Annotated in this window: 10 protein-coding genes; 6 read left to right on the forward strand and 4 right to left on the reverse strand. The window is 68.2% G+C overall.

Features of this window, described 5'->3' with window-relative positions; genetic code table 11:
• Nucleotides 1-37 precede the first annotated feature (37 nt).
• Together JIN95_RS05515 and JIN95_RS05520 are read right to left on the reverse strand one after the other, a co-directional pair.
• Nucleotides 38-1573 carry an ATP-binding protein gene (locus JIN95_RS05515; RefSeq protein ID WP_095637085.1) on the reverse strand — a complete coding sequence of 512 codons (1536 nt, stop codon included), beginning with the start codon at nt 1571-1573 and terminating at the stop codon, nt 38-40.
• A gap of 2 nt (nt 1574-1575) precedes the next feature.
• Nucleotides 1576-2355 carry a DUF5806 family protein gene (locus JIN95_RS05520; RefSeq protein ID WP_200530748.1) on the reverse strand — a complete coding sequence of 260 codons (780 nt, stop codon included), beginning with the start codon at nt 2353-2355 and terminating at the stop codon, nt 1576-1578.
• A 176-nt stretch (nt 2356-2531) separates the two neighbouring features.
• Here JIN95_RS05520 and JIN95_RS05525 point away from each other — a divergent pair, with 176 nt between their 5' ends.
• From JIN95_RS05525 to JIN95_RS05540, 4 genes are all read left to right on the forward strand, one after another.
• Complete coding sequence (locus JIN95_RS05525; protein ID WP_095637087.1) at nt 2532-2900, forward strand: universal stress protein; 369 nt, start codon at nt 2532-2534, stop codon at nt 2898-2900.
• The gene (locus JIN95_RS05530) at nt 2897-3508 is read left to right on the forward strand and encodes a GNAT family N-acetyltransferase (protein ID WP_233139080.1); all 612 of its coding nucleotides are present in this window, start codon (nt 2897-2899) and stop codon (nt 3506-3508) included. The genes JIN95_RS05525 and JIN95_RS05530 overlap by 4 nt, the downstream gene beginning before the upstream one ends.
• Nucleotides 3509-3557: 49 nt before the next feature.
• A complete protein-coding gene (locus JIN95_RS05535) occupies nt 3558-4181 on the forward strand; it encodes an adenylate kinase (protein WP_095637088.1) in 624 nt (207 codons plus the stop codon).
• Nucleotides 4182-4269: 88 nt separating this feature from the next.
• Entirely contained in the window at nt 4270-5181 is a 912-nt protein-coding gene (locus JIN95_RS05540) for a DUF106 domain-containing protein (RefSeq protein WP_095637089.1), read from the forward strand.
• Nucleotides 5182-5536: 355 nt separating this feature from the next.
• On the opposite strand, the gene JIN95_RS05545 is transcribed toward JIN95_RS05540, so the two are convergent.
• Both JIN95_RS05545 and ggt read right to left on the reverse strand, forming a co-directional pair.
• Nucleotides 5537-6946, reverse strand: a complete 1410-nt coding sequence (locus JIN95_RS05545; protein WP_200530749.1) for an ABC transporter substrate-binding protein — start codon at nt 6944-6946, stop codon at nt 5537-5539.
• Nucleotides 6947-7135: 189 nt separating this feature from the next.
• Nucleotides 7136-8764, reverse strand: a complete 1629-nt coding sequence (ggt, locus tag JIN95_RS05550) for a gamma-glutamyltransferase (protein ID WP_200530750.1) — start codon at nt 8762-8764, stop codon at nt 7136-7138.
• 120 nt (nt 8765-8884) lie between these two features.
• On the opposite strand from ggt, the gene JIN95_RS05555 reads away from it, so the two are divergent.
• Together JIN95_RS05555 and JIN95_RS05560 are read left to right on the forward strand one after the other, a co-directional pair.
• The gene (locus JIN95_RS05555) at nt 8885-11188 is read left to right on the forward strand and encodes a hypothetical protein (protein WP_200530751.1); all 2304 of its coding nucleotides are present in this window, start codon (nt 8885-8887) and stop codon (nt 11186-11188) included.
• A gap of 285 nt (nt 11189-11473) precedes the next feature.
• Entirely contained in the window at nt 11474-12829 is a 1356-nt protein-coding gene (locus JIN95_RS05560; protein WP_200530752.1) for a hypothetical protein, read from the forward strand.
• Nucleotides 12830-13415: the final 586 nt, after the last annotated feature.

Below are 13415 nucleotides of genomic sequence, written 5' to 3' on the forward strand. Positions count from 1 at the left end.
CGAGAAGAGGGGACCCGGCGACGCCGGGGCCTGGATCTCAGGCGTCGGCGTCCGCGGGCTCGATCCCCCGGAACTCGAACCGCGCGCCGCCGTCGGCGGCGTCGACGAGGTCGAGGGTCCACCCGTGAGCGTCGGCCACCTCGGCGACGATCTTGAGGCCGAAGCCGGTCCCGCCCGGATCGGTCGTGACCCCGGCGTCGAACACCTCGTCGCGGCGGTCCGCGGGGATGCCCGGGCCGTCGTCCTCGACGTAGAAGCCGTCGCCGTCGGGGAGGGCGCCGACCTCAACGCGGACCGACTCGCCGGCGTGAGCGACCGCGTTGGCGAACAGGTTCTCGAGGGCCTGCCGCAGCCGGCTCCTGTCGGCGCGGAACCGGAGGTCGTCGCCGACGACGAGCTCGGCGGCCGCGGTGTCCACGCTCTCCCAGCACTCCGCCGCCAAGTCGGCGAGCGCCACCGCCTCGGTCTCGTCGATCGCGGCACCCTGCCGCGCGAGCGTCAGCATGTCCTCGACGAGCGCCTCCATCCGGCCGAGCGAGCGGGCGACCGTGTCGATCTCGGTCAGATCCTCGTTCTCGTTCCGGAGCCGCTCGCGGAGCAGGTCGAGGTTCCCCGTCGCGACGTTGAGCGGGCTCCGGAGGTCGTGGGAGACGAGGCTGGCGAACTCCTCCAGCCGGTCGCGCTCCCGAGCGATCTCCCGTTCGCGGGCCCGGAGCTGTCGCTCCCGCTCGATCCGGACGAACACCATCGTGACGGTGGCGGCCCAGAGGCGGGCGACGGCGAGGTCGGACTCGTCGAACGCGTCCGGATCCGTGGCCCCGATGTTGATGAGCCCGTACCGGCCCAGCGGGAGGATCAGCTCGCTGCGGATCCGCGAGTCGGGGTTGTGGCGCTCCGGGTCGGCGTGCGTGTCCTCCACGTACGCCGGGTCGCCGGTTTCGAAGGCCTCCCAGGAGATGCTCGGGGAGTCGGGACCGAAGGTCGGGTGGTCGCCGACGAGGTCGTCGGCCGCGTCGGTCCAGACGGCCGGTTCGAGCAGGTCCCGGCGCTCGTCGTACAGCCATATCGCCGCGATCGGGTGGCCGAGCACCTCCTCGACGTACTCGACCGCGGCCTCGGCTGCGAACTCGCGGTCGGTCGTCTTCAGGAGGTCCTGGGTCGCCTCGTGGAGCGCCTCCAGCGTCCGCGTCCGGCGGTGGAGCTCCGCCTGCTGTGCGCGCTCCTCCCTGACGTCGACGATCGTGGCGACGAGGTACGTCTCGCCGTCGCGTTCGAACGGCCCGAGGCTGAGCGTCACGGGCACCTCGCTCCCGTCGGCGCGGCGCGCGTGCAGGTCCAGGCTCGCCGCCATCGAGCGCGGCTGGGGGTCGACGACGTAGCGGTGGAGCTCCTCCCCCGCCGCGCCGCCCCGGGGGTCGTACAGCAGCGTCTCGAAATCGGTCCCTTCCACCTCCGACGGCGCGTACCCGAGGACCGCCTCGACCCGCTCGTTGCCGGCCCGGACGATCCCGTCGTCGTCGACGATCACGACCGCGTCCGGGATCCCGTCGAGGGCCTCCGGGAATCGCTCCATCGCTACTCCTCGCTGGGCTCGTGGACGTGCCCGCACTCGGGGCACCGGACCTCCTCGCCGCGGAGGTCGGCGGAGGAGGCGCGCACCTCGCGCATCACCTCGCTGATCTTGTCTTCGGCCTCCAGTTCGTCGGCGACCGCGAGGTCGACGCCCTCGACCTCCAACAGGAACTTCGCGACCTCCGTCACCTCGTACATCATCTCGTCTAAGTCCTCCGCGGTGAAGAAGCCGGACATCGCGCCGTAGAGGAACGTCGCGCCCGCCTTCGTCACCTTCTCCTCGAAGGAGTAGCGCGCCTGATTGACCGCCTGCGGCGTGTACGTGTCGGTCATGAAGGGGACCAGCTCCGGGAGGTTCTCGCCGATCTTCGTCATCTCGACCCCCGTCTCCGTGCGGAAGTCGGCGCAGAGTCGCGCGATCGCCCACTCGCGGGCCGTGATGTAGGTCCGGTCGCGGAGGAACTCGTTGACGCGCTCGTAGCGCGCGCCGTCCATCTTCTTGAACCGCTCGTACTTGCGGACCTCCGGGGGGACCTGGTCTCGTCCCTGCTCGGCGCTTTTCCCGCCCTCGTCGCCCGCGACAGCTCCGCCGTCCCCCGCGTCATCTCCGTCGTCGCCGGGGGCGCGCTCGTCCGCATCGCTATCCGCGGCGCTCCCGTCTGTCTCGCCGGCGTCGGGCGCCGAGGGCTCGTCGGCCGGCGCCGACCCCGCCGACGCGGCGTCCGGGGGCTCGGGGGCGTCGTCCGATCCCTCGTCCGACGCGGGATCGGTTGATTCGTTCATGTCGTGAGTAACCTTACCGCCGAACAAAAGGGTTGTCGGTGGCCGTCGCGGGCTCGCGAGAGTGCGCGAATTGGGGGCGTCGCGGCCGGGGACCGCCCGAACCCGCCCGCCGTCACGGGGCCGGACCGCGTCTCGGCGGAGATCCATTTTTGTACCGCCGTGCGGACGGGGCACGTATGAAGGTGCTTTGCGGGATCGGCGGCAGCGACGACTCGTTCCGGGCGCTCGATCGGACCGTCGAGCGCGCGGCGGTCGCGGACGACGACCTCACGGTCGCGGTGGTCGAGAACCCGGACTCGTCGGTGGAGCCGGACGAGATCGCGCGGCGGGCCGAGTCGGCGATCGAGGAGGCGGCGCTCGACGCCGAGGTCCGGCTGGTCGAGGGCGATCCCGGGAGCCGGCTCGTGGAGATCGCCGAGACGGAGGGGTTCGAAGAGATCGTCCTCGGCGGGGGCCACACGAGCCCGATGGGGAAGATCACGATCGGGTCGATCGCCGAGTTCGTACTGTTGAACGCCAAGACGTCCGTCACGCTGGTCAGATGAGCGACCGTGGATACCCGGAGGCGGTGGCCGACGAGTTCCCCGCTCCCCCCACGGAGTTCACCGACAGGGAGGGGCGCACCGTCGAGGTCCGCCCCTACGAGGGCACCGAGGCGGGGTACGAGGCGCTCGTCGAGATGTACGACGCCTTCGACCCGGCCGACCGCGCGCAGGGGATCCCGCCGGGCGGCGAAGAGCGGATCCGCGAGTGGCTGGACGCGATCCTCGGCGACGACTGCCTCAACGTGATCGCGTGGTGCGGCGACGAGGTCGCCGGCCACGCGACGCTGGTGCCCGACGAGGACGCCTACGAGCTGGCGATCTTCGTCCACCAGGAGTACCAGCGTGCGGGCATCGGCACGCACCTCATCCGCGGGCTGCTGGGTCACGGGCAGGCCGAGGGGATCCGGAAGGTGTGGCTCACGGTGGAGCGCTGGAACCGCGCGGCCGTCTCGCTGTACAAGAAGATCGGGTTCGAGACCTCCGACGCCGAGAGCTTCGAACTGGAGATGGGACTCCGGCTGAACCCGGACGGGGGCGGCGAAGAGGCCGGAGAAATCGAGAACGGCGGGGAGCCGGGCGCCGGAGACTCCGGGACCGACGGCGGGTAGCGTTGGCCGGAATCTTCAAGCCTTTAGGGGCGGCGGGAGACCCCTCGGTATGAGCCACCGAATTCTGCTGTTGGGGGCACCGGGCGCCGGAAAGGGCACGCAGAGCACGAAACTCGCCGACGAGTACGGCGTCGAGCACGTCACGACGGGCGACGCGCTCCGCGCGAACAAGGACATGGAGACGGAGTACGGGACGCCCCGCTCGTTCATGGAGGCCGGCGAGCTCGTGCCGGACCCGGTCGTCAACGAGATCGTCGAGGCCGCGCTGGCGGACGCCGACGGGTTCGTGCTCGACGGCTACCCGCGCAACCTCGAGCAGGCGGAGTACCTCTCGGAGATCACCGACCTCGACGCCGTGATCTTCCTCGACGTCGACGAGGAGGTGCTCGTCGACCGGCTCACCGGCCGCCGGGTCTGTGACGACTGCGGCGCGAACTTCCACGTCGACTTCCAGCCGCCCGAGGAGGCGGGGGTCTGCGACGAGTGCGGCGGCGAGCTGATCCAGCGCGACGACGACACCGAGGAGACCGCCCGCGAGCGGCTCGAGGTGTTCTACGACAACACCGAGCCCGTCATCGACCACTTCCGCGACGAGGGCGTCCTCGTCGAGGTCGACGGTGAGGCGGCGCCCGACGAGGTCTTCGACCGCATTCGAGACGTCCTCGACGAGTAAGACCGAGTCGTCGTCGGTTCAGCGGCGGCGATCCGACCGCCGCCCGATCCTGCAAGGTTCTTAACCGTCGGCCGACAACCGGGCGGTAATGAGCAAGGTCGAACGGAGAGTCCGCTCGCTGGTCGGCGACGACGGCGAGATGCGAGACGCAGTCGAGGTCGTCCTCGATAACGCCGCCGACGGCGAGGTTCGGTGGGTCGACGTCCGCGACGAGATCACGAGCGGCCAGTGGGGCCGGCTCATCGAGAAGGAGATCCTCGTCGACGGCGAGACCGGCTTCGCGCTCGCGGACCGTGACGCCATCGAGGCGGGGCTGGAGGACGACGACGACCTGACCGGCGGCGGCGACGTCGACACCCCCGAGACGACCTCCTGGACCAAGTGGGACAAGATCGCCGCGCTCGCGACGGTGGGCGCGTTCGTCGGCTACGCCGTCAACCCGGTCCGCAACGCGATCGCCGGCGCCTTCGACCTCGTGTTGGGGCCGATGTTGAACGTCGTTCCCTTCTACGTCGTGATTATGGTCATCGCGCTCGGGACGGGGCTCTACTCCACCCTGCTGCGTGCGGGGCTCATGGACATGGAGAAAATGAGCATGTACCAAGAGCGGATGAAGGACATCCAGGACCGCCGGAAGGAGGCGAAGGAGCGCGACGATCAGGAGGCGCTCGACGCCATCCAGGAGGAGCAGATGGACGCGATGGGCGACCAGCTCGGCATGTTCAAAGAGCAGTTCCGCCCGATGGTGTGGATCATGTTCCTCACGATCCCGGCGTTCCTGTGGATGTTCTGGGTGATCGGCTACCGCGGCTCCGACGCCGCGTACCCCGCCGTCGCCTCACAGGAGCTCGTCGTGCCGCTCGCCGGCTCCGTCACGTGGGACACGGGGATCGTCGGTCCGATCCAGATGTGGATCCTCTGGTACTTCCTGTGTTCGATGGCGTTCACCCAGCTCGTCCAGAAGAGCCTCAACATCGAGATGTCGCCGTCGACCTCGTAAGCGAGGTCGCCTCGGACGACCCTTCTCCGCGGCGTCGCCTCTCTCCGTCGACGCCGGTGTCGCCCGCGTAGCCAGAAGCGTGTGCCGAGATCGGGTGTGGCCGGTATCCGTGAAACGGCGATCGAGGAGGGGAGTGGGTCTCGCACGGTAGTGGCGTGGCTGTTTATAAATCGGATTGCCGTGGCGCTGGCGGAGGTTTATAACTGGTCGTCGCCGTCGCTCCCGGGTTTTAAAAGCCGTCTCGCCGCGATCGATCGGCGAGACTCACTCCCGCTATCGATCGAAAAACGGCTCTCGGCGAGACGCCGCTTCAAAAGGCGGAATTCGGCGACGGCCGCCCGTCGCTACGGAGCGCTTACTCCTCTAAGACGCTCGACCACTGGCTGGTGTACGTCGCCTGCGCCGGCTCGAAGGAGACGCGCTCGCCGATCGCCCCTCCGTTGTCCTCGAAGGCGGCCACGTACTGCTCTTCGAGCGACTGGCCGTATGCGTCGTTGAGGTACAGCGTCCCGGAGCTCTCGGCGCCGACCATGTCCCCCAGCGCGAGCTCGGCCATCGCCGGGCCCTGCAGGAGGTCGGACGGCGCGGTCCGGAAGACGTAGCCGTTGTCGTCCAAGTCGGTCACGTCCGGGCTCGTCGAGGACGGCGAGATCCCGACGACGCCGTTGGGGATGTACACCTGGTCGGCCACCTGGAGGTTCACGTTCGAGGAGGCCGGGCCGACGACGGCGCCGTAGCCGGCGTCGACGAGCGCGTTCGCGCCCGAGATGCCCGCCTGGGGGTCCGTCTGCGTGTCTTCGACGCGGGTGTCGACGGTGATGTCCAGACCCGCGTCGTTGACCTGGGTCGCCGCGAGCAGCGCGCCGTCGCGGATCGGACCCCCGAGCGGACCGAGGTCACCGGTCTCGGGCATCAACACGCCGATCTTCGCCTCGAACTCGCCGTCGATTCCGACGGGGTCCGCGGCCGTCGCGTTCAGGTCCTCATCGGAGAGCTCGTTCCCGAACTCGAGCGTGTCGAGGGTGACGATCTCGCCGTCTTGGAAGTCCTGCACGTCGTACGCGGCGGTGGCGATGTCGCCGTTGACGTCGAAGTCGACGCTGGAGGACGCCCCGACGTAGTGGACGGGGTCGCCGGCCGCCACGGTCTCGACCGCTTCGGGGAGGTTCTCCGGGCCGAACTCCTCGCCGCCGGGGTTCGCGACGGTCCGGATGCGGTCCCGGATGGCCTCGCCGTCGTTCTCGCCCGCCGCGGTCGCCGCGAGGATCTCGACCGCCATCGCGTCGTACGCCTGCGCGGTGAACACGCCGGGCGCGCTGTCGTACTCCGACTCGTACGAGTCGGCGAAGAACTCGGCGCCCGGGCCGCCCGCGGACGGCGCGGTCCCGATGACGTTGTTCATGTCGTTGTCGACCTCCCCGGGGAGGCTGGCGTCGATCAGCCCGTCGGGCACGACGATGTCGAGGTCGGGCGCGCCGTCGGCGAACTCGGAGTAGAAGTCGCGGAACAGCTGAATGCCGGACTCGGGGAAGCCGACGACCATCACGGCGTCAGGCGCGCTGCCGCCGTCGCTCCCGTCCGAGCCGTCGGACCCGTCGTCGCCGTCCATCCCGTCGCCGCCGTCGCTGCCGTCGGAGCCGTCCTCGCCGTCGCTCCCGTCCGAGCCGTCGCCGCTCTCGGTCGAGCAGCCGGCGAGTGCCGCGATGCCGGCCACTCCGGCGCCCTTGAGTACGTCGCGTCGCTGTATGCGTTTCCTTCGCGTCATTCTGTTACGCTATACCATACGTGTGTTTATAAGTGTATCCACGCCCACAAATACCACAGCGGGCCGACACGGTCCCGATTTGAGGGCGGTAGCGCGTTCGAGACGCCGACTGCCGGCGTCTGCGCTCATCGCCGATCACCGCGAAACGGCGGTTAGTTACGGAAATCAGTCATGTCGCGGCGGGAGGTCTCAGTACCCCTGCGCGTTCCCGTCCTTTCGCGGCTCGGTCGCCGCCGAGAGGACGCCGTCCCGGCACCGCGCGATCTGCGCGCCGCCGAACATGGCCGGCGGGAGCGTCAACACGTCGTGTCCCTTCCGAGCGAGCTTCGCGGCGGTCCCCCCGTCCCCGTGCGGTTCGAGCGCTAGCTCGCCGGTCTCGCGGTAACGCCACCGCGGCTCGTCGAGCGCCCGCTGGAGCGGCATCCCGTAGTCGACGAGGTTGGAGATCACCTGCACGTGCCCCTGGGGCTGCATGTACCCGCCCATCACGCCGAAGGCGGCCCAGTCGTCCTCGTCGAAGCGAACGAGCCCGGGGATCAGGGTGTGGAACGGTCGCTTGCCGGGTTCGAGGCGGTTCGGGTGGTCGGGATCGAGCGAGAACGACGCGCCGCGGTTCTGGAGGGCGATCCCCGTCTCGCCGGCGACGAGCCCGGAGCCGAACCCGGCGAACCGCGAGTTGATGTACGAGACGACGTTGCCCGCCTCGTCGGCGACCGTCAGCAGGACGGTGTCGGCGTCCTCGGCGTTGGCGTCGGGGACGCCGAAGCTCACGTCGCGGTTGGCCGTCTCGCCGACCTCGGTCGCGCGGCGCTCCGCCCACTCCGCGGACGCGAGCGGCGGGACCTCCTCGTAGCTCGGGTCGGTGATGTAGCGGTGGCCGTCGTGGAACGCCACCTTCAGCGCCTCCGCGAAGTAGTGGACGCGCTCGGGGCTGTCGTAGTCGTACTCGCCGGCGCCCAGCTCGGCGGCGACGTTGAGCGCCTCCAGCGCGATGAGCCCCTGGTTGTTCGGCGGGAGCTCGTACACCTCCGCGCCGTTGTACGTCGTCGAGACCGGCTCCGGCCACTCCACCTCGAACGCCGCGAGGTCGTCGACGGTCATGAACCCGCCCGCCGCCTGTACCTCCGCGGCGATCGCCTCGGCGATCTCGCCCTCGTAGACCGCGTCCGCCCCCTCTTCGGCGATCAGCTCCAGCGACTCGCCGAGTCGGGGGAGCGTCACCTCCTGCCCGACCGCGGGCGATTCGCCGTCGAAGAGGTACGCCTCGCGGGCGTGATCGCTCTCGAACAGCTCCTCGCCGTGGCTCCACGCGTCCGCGATCACCTCGCTGACGGGGTACCCTTCCGTCGCGTAGCGGATCGCGGGCCGCAGCAGTCGGTCGAGCCCGAACTCGCCGAACCGCTCGGCGGTCGCCTCCCACCCGCGGGCAGTCCCCGGGACCGTCACCGTCTGGGCCCCCGTCATCGGCATCTCCACCTCGCTCGGGTCGTCGCCGTCGATGTCGTCGTCGGCCGCGAGCGCCTCGCGGGCGTTCTCGATCGTCGCGTCGGCGGGAGCGCCGCCGCAGGCGCGCATGGCGCCGACCTCGCCGTCGGCGGTGCGGTACAAGGCGAACACGTCGCCGCCGAGTCCCGTCGACGTGGGCTCGACGACGTTGAGCGCGGCGGCGGTCGCCACCGCGGCGTCGAACGCGTTCCCGCCGTCGCGCAACACCTCGATCCCCGCCTCGCTCGCGAGCGGCTGGCTCGTGGCGACCACGCCGCGCTGTCCGTACACCGTCGACCGTCGGGAGCCGAAGCGGTCCACGTCTGGGTCCATGGCCACACGTTCGCCGGCGCGCGGTTAAACGTCCCCCCGGACAGTTCCGGTGTCCCGGGGCGTATTATTTGTGAATAGGTAACGTTTAACGCATTTCGGCGCCTCAGGTAACGGGAACAGATGACCGACCGGACCGAGACGGACGGCGGGGAGTCGAGCGCCGAGAGCCCGCCGACCGACGGGTCTCCCGACGATTCCGGCCGTGGTCCCGACGATTCCGGCCGTCGTTCCGACGACTCCGACCGTCTCCCCGACGACCCCGACCGCCGCCGCGTCCTCGGGTACGCGGGGCTCGCCGCGCTCGCGGGCACCGGCATCGCCGGCGCCTGGTACGCCTCGCGGCCGGAGCCCGACGCGGAGCCCGGCGACGGGACCGACGAGGGCGACGACACCGACGGATCGGAGGATCCCGTGGAGGCCCCCGACGACGAGGTCCCGGCGGTGGTCACTCGGTACGCGCCCGACCTGTACTTCGGCGCGTTAGAGAAGTGGTACCCCACCGACCCGCGGCCGTACGTCGTCGAGACCGATGCGGGGGCCGTCGTCGACGGGTTCACCGCGCTCGACGAGTACTCGGCGGCGTTCCGCGAGACCGGGACGCCGCCCGCGCCCACCGTCTTCTACAACGTCGTCGAGGCGGCGCCGGGCGTCGACGCGGTGCAGTACTGGCTCTACTCGGCGTTCGACCAGTTCACGGTCAACTTCCACTGGCACGACTGGGAGCTGCTGCAGGTGTTTGTCGACCGCGAGAGCGGCGACCCGATACTGCTCTCCGCCAGCGCCCACTCCCGGGCCAGCCCGAACAACGAGTTCCTCGAGCCGGAGATCCCGGACGGCTCGCGGCCGGGGATCCTCTCTGAGGTGGGGTCGCACTCCAGCGCCAGCGAGGTCAACGGGCTCGTCCCCAGCTTCGAGCGGCTCCCGGTCGGCGACCTCGTCTCCGACGTGACCAACGACGCGATCGACGTGTCGGCGGCCCTCCGCGCGCCCTTCGCCTACGGTCTCCCCCGAGACGAGGGCGCGCGGCTCCCGTTCGTCCTGCCGGAGCTCGACGGCTCCCCGCTCCACGAGCACCCCTCGCTGTCGATCGAGCGGAGCGACCTGATCGACGAGCGGGTGACGGTCGGGTCGTGGCGCGGGCTCCCGACCCCTCCCGAGGACCTCCCCCTGCGCGAGCCCGGGCTCGTGATCGCCCACCCGGACAGCGCCGTCGACGCGGACGCGACCTACGCGCTCGAACCCCTCGCGCCGCTCGGCGACGAGATCGACGACTTTGTCGGCCCGCAGCTGAGCTTCGAGTTCGCGATCCCCGGGTTCGTCGAGGACGCGCTCGCGAGCCATATCACGTCGGTCGGCATCCCCTGGGAACAGGAGCGGTTCGCCGACCCCCTCTCGGACGTCACCGACCCCGCGCACCGGCGGCAGATCGACGGCGCGGAGCCCGACGGGCTCTCGAACCGCGTCGTCGGCCGGGTGCGACAGCTCCGGGCCGGGACCGCGGGCGCGCTCGACGGAGTCACGGACGGGGCCGCCGACGCGGTCGCGGACGTCGCCGGCGTGTCGCTGTTCGCGCTCCCGACCGAGTTGGCCGTCCGGCTCGCCAGCGAGGACCCGACCGCGACGGTCACCCGAGGCGGGGTGTTCGAGTACCTCCGCGTCGAGCCCGGCCCGCACCTCCTCGTCGCCAACGGGCCGGGGATCGCGCCGGTCGCGTCCCGGTTCGTCCACGAGGGCGGGCTCGCGCGGGTCGGCGGCGACGGAGAGCTCGCGGTCGTCGCCCGCGAGGACGCCGGCTGGATCCGGGGCGACGCCCGGGAGACGGACGGGATCGAGCGCGTGCGCGTCGTCGAGGACTACGCCGGCGTCGTCTACGACGGCGAGCCGGTCGAGACCGACCGGTTCGCGGTCGCGGTCCACCGCGAGGGCCGCTACACGGTCGAGGTGGTCGACAGGGCGGGAGTGCGCGGGGCGTACCGCGTGACGCCGGATTCCTTCGACGAGAACGGCGAGGCGGTCCGCGAGCGGGTCGAAACCGGCAAGGCGGCGCTCGCGCGGACGCTCCGCGACGAGCTCGACGAGCTGTACGCGCTCGCGGCGTCGCTCGCGCCGGACGACGAGGACGACGACTCCGAGAACGAGACGGACGAGGACCGCGACCGCGACCGGACCGCGTCCGACCCGGTGCTCGACGGGATCTCCCGCGCCCGGGAGTCGGCGGCGGGGGCGGTCGACGCCGCGGAGAGCGGCGAGGAGCGAGCGGCGGACGACCGGCTCTCCGCCGCGACCTCGTCGCTGTGGGACGTTCGGGACGCGTTCCTGACCGACGATCAGGCGGGATACAGCGACGCGGCCGTGGAGGCGATCGATCCGAAGGCGCTCGCCGGGATCGACCGCGCGAACGACGCCATCGACGCCGATCTGTGAGGGATCGCCGGCTCGTCAGGCGGTCACAGCCGAACGTCGCGGGCCGGCGGTTCGGCCCCTCGTCATCGTACATGTACCGGTAACCGCTATACAAAATCCGACTCAGCAGTCGATCGCCGTTCGCGGTGCCGCGGCTCAGGCGCCGGACGTTCGACGCCGGACGAATCAGCCTCGACCGCTATCTCACGGAGAAAGCGTGGCCTCGGCACTCACGGAGGTTCCAGTTAGTACGTTGTGAATTTTCAGAAGTTCTATCGGTCGGGCGCTGTGACCGGTTTGTAACTGATGCGAAGACGCACGTTCCTCCGAACCGGGTTCACGGCGTCGCTGACGGTCGCGGTGGCCGGCTGTTCGGACAACTCGGCGGAAACGCCCGACAACGGTCCGAACGAAACGTCAGTAGAACCCGCTGAAAACGACACGTCTGTAGCAGACGAAACGGAGACGGATGGAGAAACCGGGGCGGAGGATGACGAGTCGGCCGTTGACCGGCCTGACAATTATCGTTGGGATCTGAGACCTGGGAGAAACGTTCAGCTTCGAGAAGCCCTCGATCAATACGTGGATCGCGATGTCGGCGGCGTAGTGGAAGATCACCCCGCCTTTGACTACAGCACAGATAGCGAGCGGGATGTCCACGAGATCGACTTTAACGCGCTCGAACTATACAGAGAGAGCAATTTTGAGGTGATAAGCAGAGGGACTGATGCTGGGCCCATGGGGCGTATGGTTGAGGCTTTTGTTGATGAGAGCATTTATGAGGAACATAATGAGCATTTTATCACCAGTGATCAGAATGAGCACAGCGAATACAGTCCTGAAGCGTGGTTGAATGCTGATACGGTTGAGGAATCTCTGGATCTTGCTCACAACTGGCTTTTGACCGTGGATTTCTTCGAGGCAGAAGGTGCAGGCCGTCCAGAAGAAAGAGCAGTAATAATGCGAGAAGCGTATAAACAGCACCATGATTTCGATATATTAGCATGGACTACGTCTATGGAAATGGGATCACGCGCCGGTGGACTGTTATATTCACCTAACGACGATAAAATCCGTGTATTCAGCCAAAATCCTAACCCCCCGACAGCAGGAAGCGGCACTAAGCAACTCCACCCTGAAATTCAGGACTGGCGAGTAATAGAAGACCCAGATGACGAATCAAGAGCGGGTGGAGTTGATCCTACTGACTTCCATCACCCTGCTCTCTTTCATACTGATGAGTGGGATAGACAGGGAATCGGCTTTGAGGATGCAAAAAGACAGGCGGTCGGAATGATTAATACTATCTCTACTGAAACCACTGCTTCTGTTCCCAATCATGATTATGATAAAAACGAAATCGCTGTTACAACAGGTCTAACTGAGCAACTCACACGTACAGTCCTTGAGTACAATCAAAACGATGAGGCGGAGTTTGAGGAACTATGGAATTTTGCTAATATATCGGAATATCTACAGACGCACTCCGGAAGCTATGTCATAGATACTGCAACGGAAAATAGTAATTACAATAATATATTTGATGGTGATATTGCGGTCTACGAAATAGACGATAGCAATACTGTTGAGGAGATCTGGAATGACCAGAACGGCGAGTATGACAACTTCGGCGCAGTCTACGACGAACTCGAAGCAGTCTGAACGACGCGGTCACTGTGGCCCGATTGGGCATCTGATCGGAAATAGTACTGTAACTGCCTCCTAACCCGATTTCCGAACGTTATAGGACCAATAATGGTCCCATAGACGTCGACCTCGGCACTCATAGGGCTCGTCATCGCCGGTGCCGAGGCGGCTCGGAGCGGTGCATCGTCATCGGCCGGTGGCTCGTAGTTGGTTCGTCGCCTAAAAGGGACGGGTGCGTCGCGCCGAGCGCCGCGGCTCGGACGCGCCGCTCGCCGGTCGAAAAATCGCGGGCCGGAGTCGGTCACTCGCCGTCGTGACACGACCCCGCGTAGGCGTTCCAGCGGCCGGTTCCGTTCGGGATTCGCGAGGTGTCCGTGGCGTCGAACGTCGCCGCGGAGCGCGCGACCGCCTCGGCAGCGGTCGGCAGGTCGGCGGACTCCTCGCAACCGCCCGGCGCGCCGTCTCTCGACGCCGCCGGTTCCGTCTCGATGCTCGTCTCGCGCGTGCTCGGGCCCTCGGGACCGACCGCCGCCTCCGATTCCGAGCTCGGGTCAACCGTGTACTACGGGTGGCACGTCTCATCCAAAGAGCGCATCCTTAA

It is taken from the genome of Halorubrum sp. LN27 (assembly GCF_016635065.1).
Classification (GTDB): Archaea; Halobacteriota; Halobacteria; order Halobacteriales; family Haloferacaceae; genus Halorubrum; species Halorubrum salipaludis.

Coding starts and splice junctions, on each gene's coding strand:
- JIN95_RS05560 (WP_200530752.1), top strand. CDS start 11,474: ATGCGAAGACGCACGTTCCTCCGAACCGGGTTCACGGCGTCGCTGACG.
- JIN95_RS05530 (WP_233139080.1), top strand. CDS start 2,897: ATGAGCGACCGTGGATACCCGGAGGCGGTGGCCGACGAGTTCCCCGCT.
- JIN95_RS05520 (WP_200530748.1), bottom strand. CDS start 2,355: ATGAACGAATCAACCGATCCCGCGTCGGACGAGGGATCGGACGACGCC.
- ggt (WP_200530750.1), bottom strand. CDS start 8,764: ATGGACCCAGACGTGGACCGCTTCGGCTCCCGACGGTCGACGGTGTAC.
- JIN95_RS05545 (WP_200530749.1), bottom strand. CDS start 6,946: ATGACGCGAAGGAAACGCATACAGCGACGCGACGTACTCAAGGGCGCC.
- JIN95_RS05515 (WP_095637085.1), bottom strand. CDS start 1,573: ATGGAGCGATTCCCGGAGGCCCTCGACGGGATCCCGGACGCGGTCGTG.
- JIN95_RS05540 (WP_095637089.1), top strand. CDS start 4,270: ATGAGCAAGGTCGAACGGAGAGTCCGCTCGCTGGTCGGCGACGACGGC.
- JIN95_RS05555 (WP_200530751.1), top strand. CDS start 8,885: ATGACCGACCGGACCGAGACGGACGGCGGGGAGTCGAGCGCCGAGAGC.
- JIN95_RS05535 (WP_095637088.1), top strand. CDS start 3,558: ATGAGCCACCGAATTCTGCTGTTGGGGGCACCGGGCGCCGGAAAGGGC.
- JIN95_RS05525 (WP_095637087.1), top strand. CDS start 2,532: ATGAAGGTGCTTTGCGGGATCGGCGGCAGCGACGACTCGTTCCGGGCG.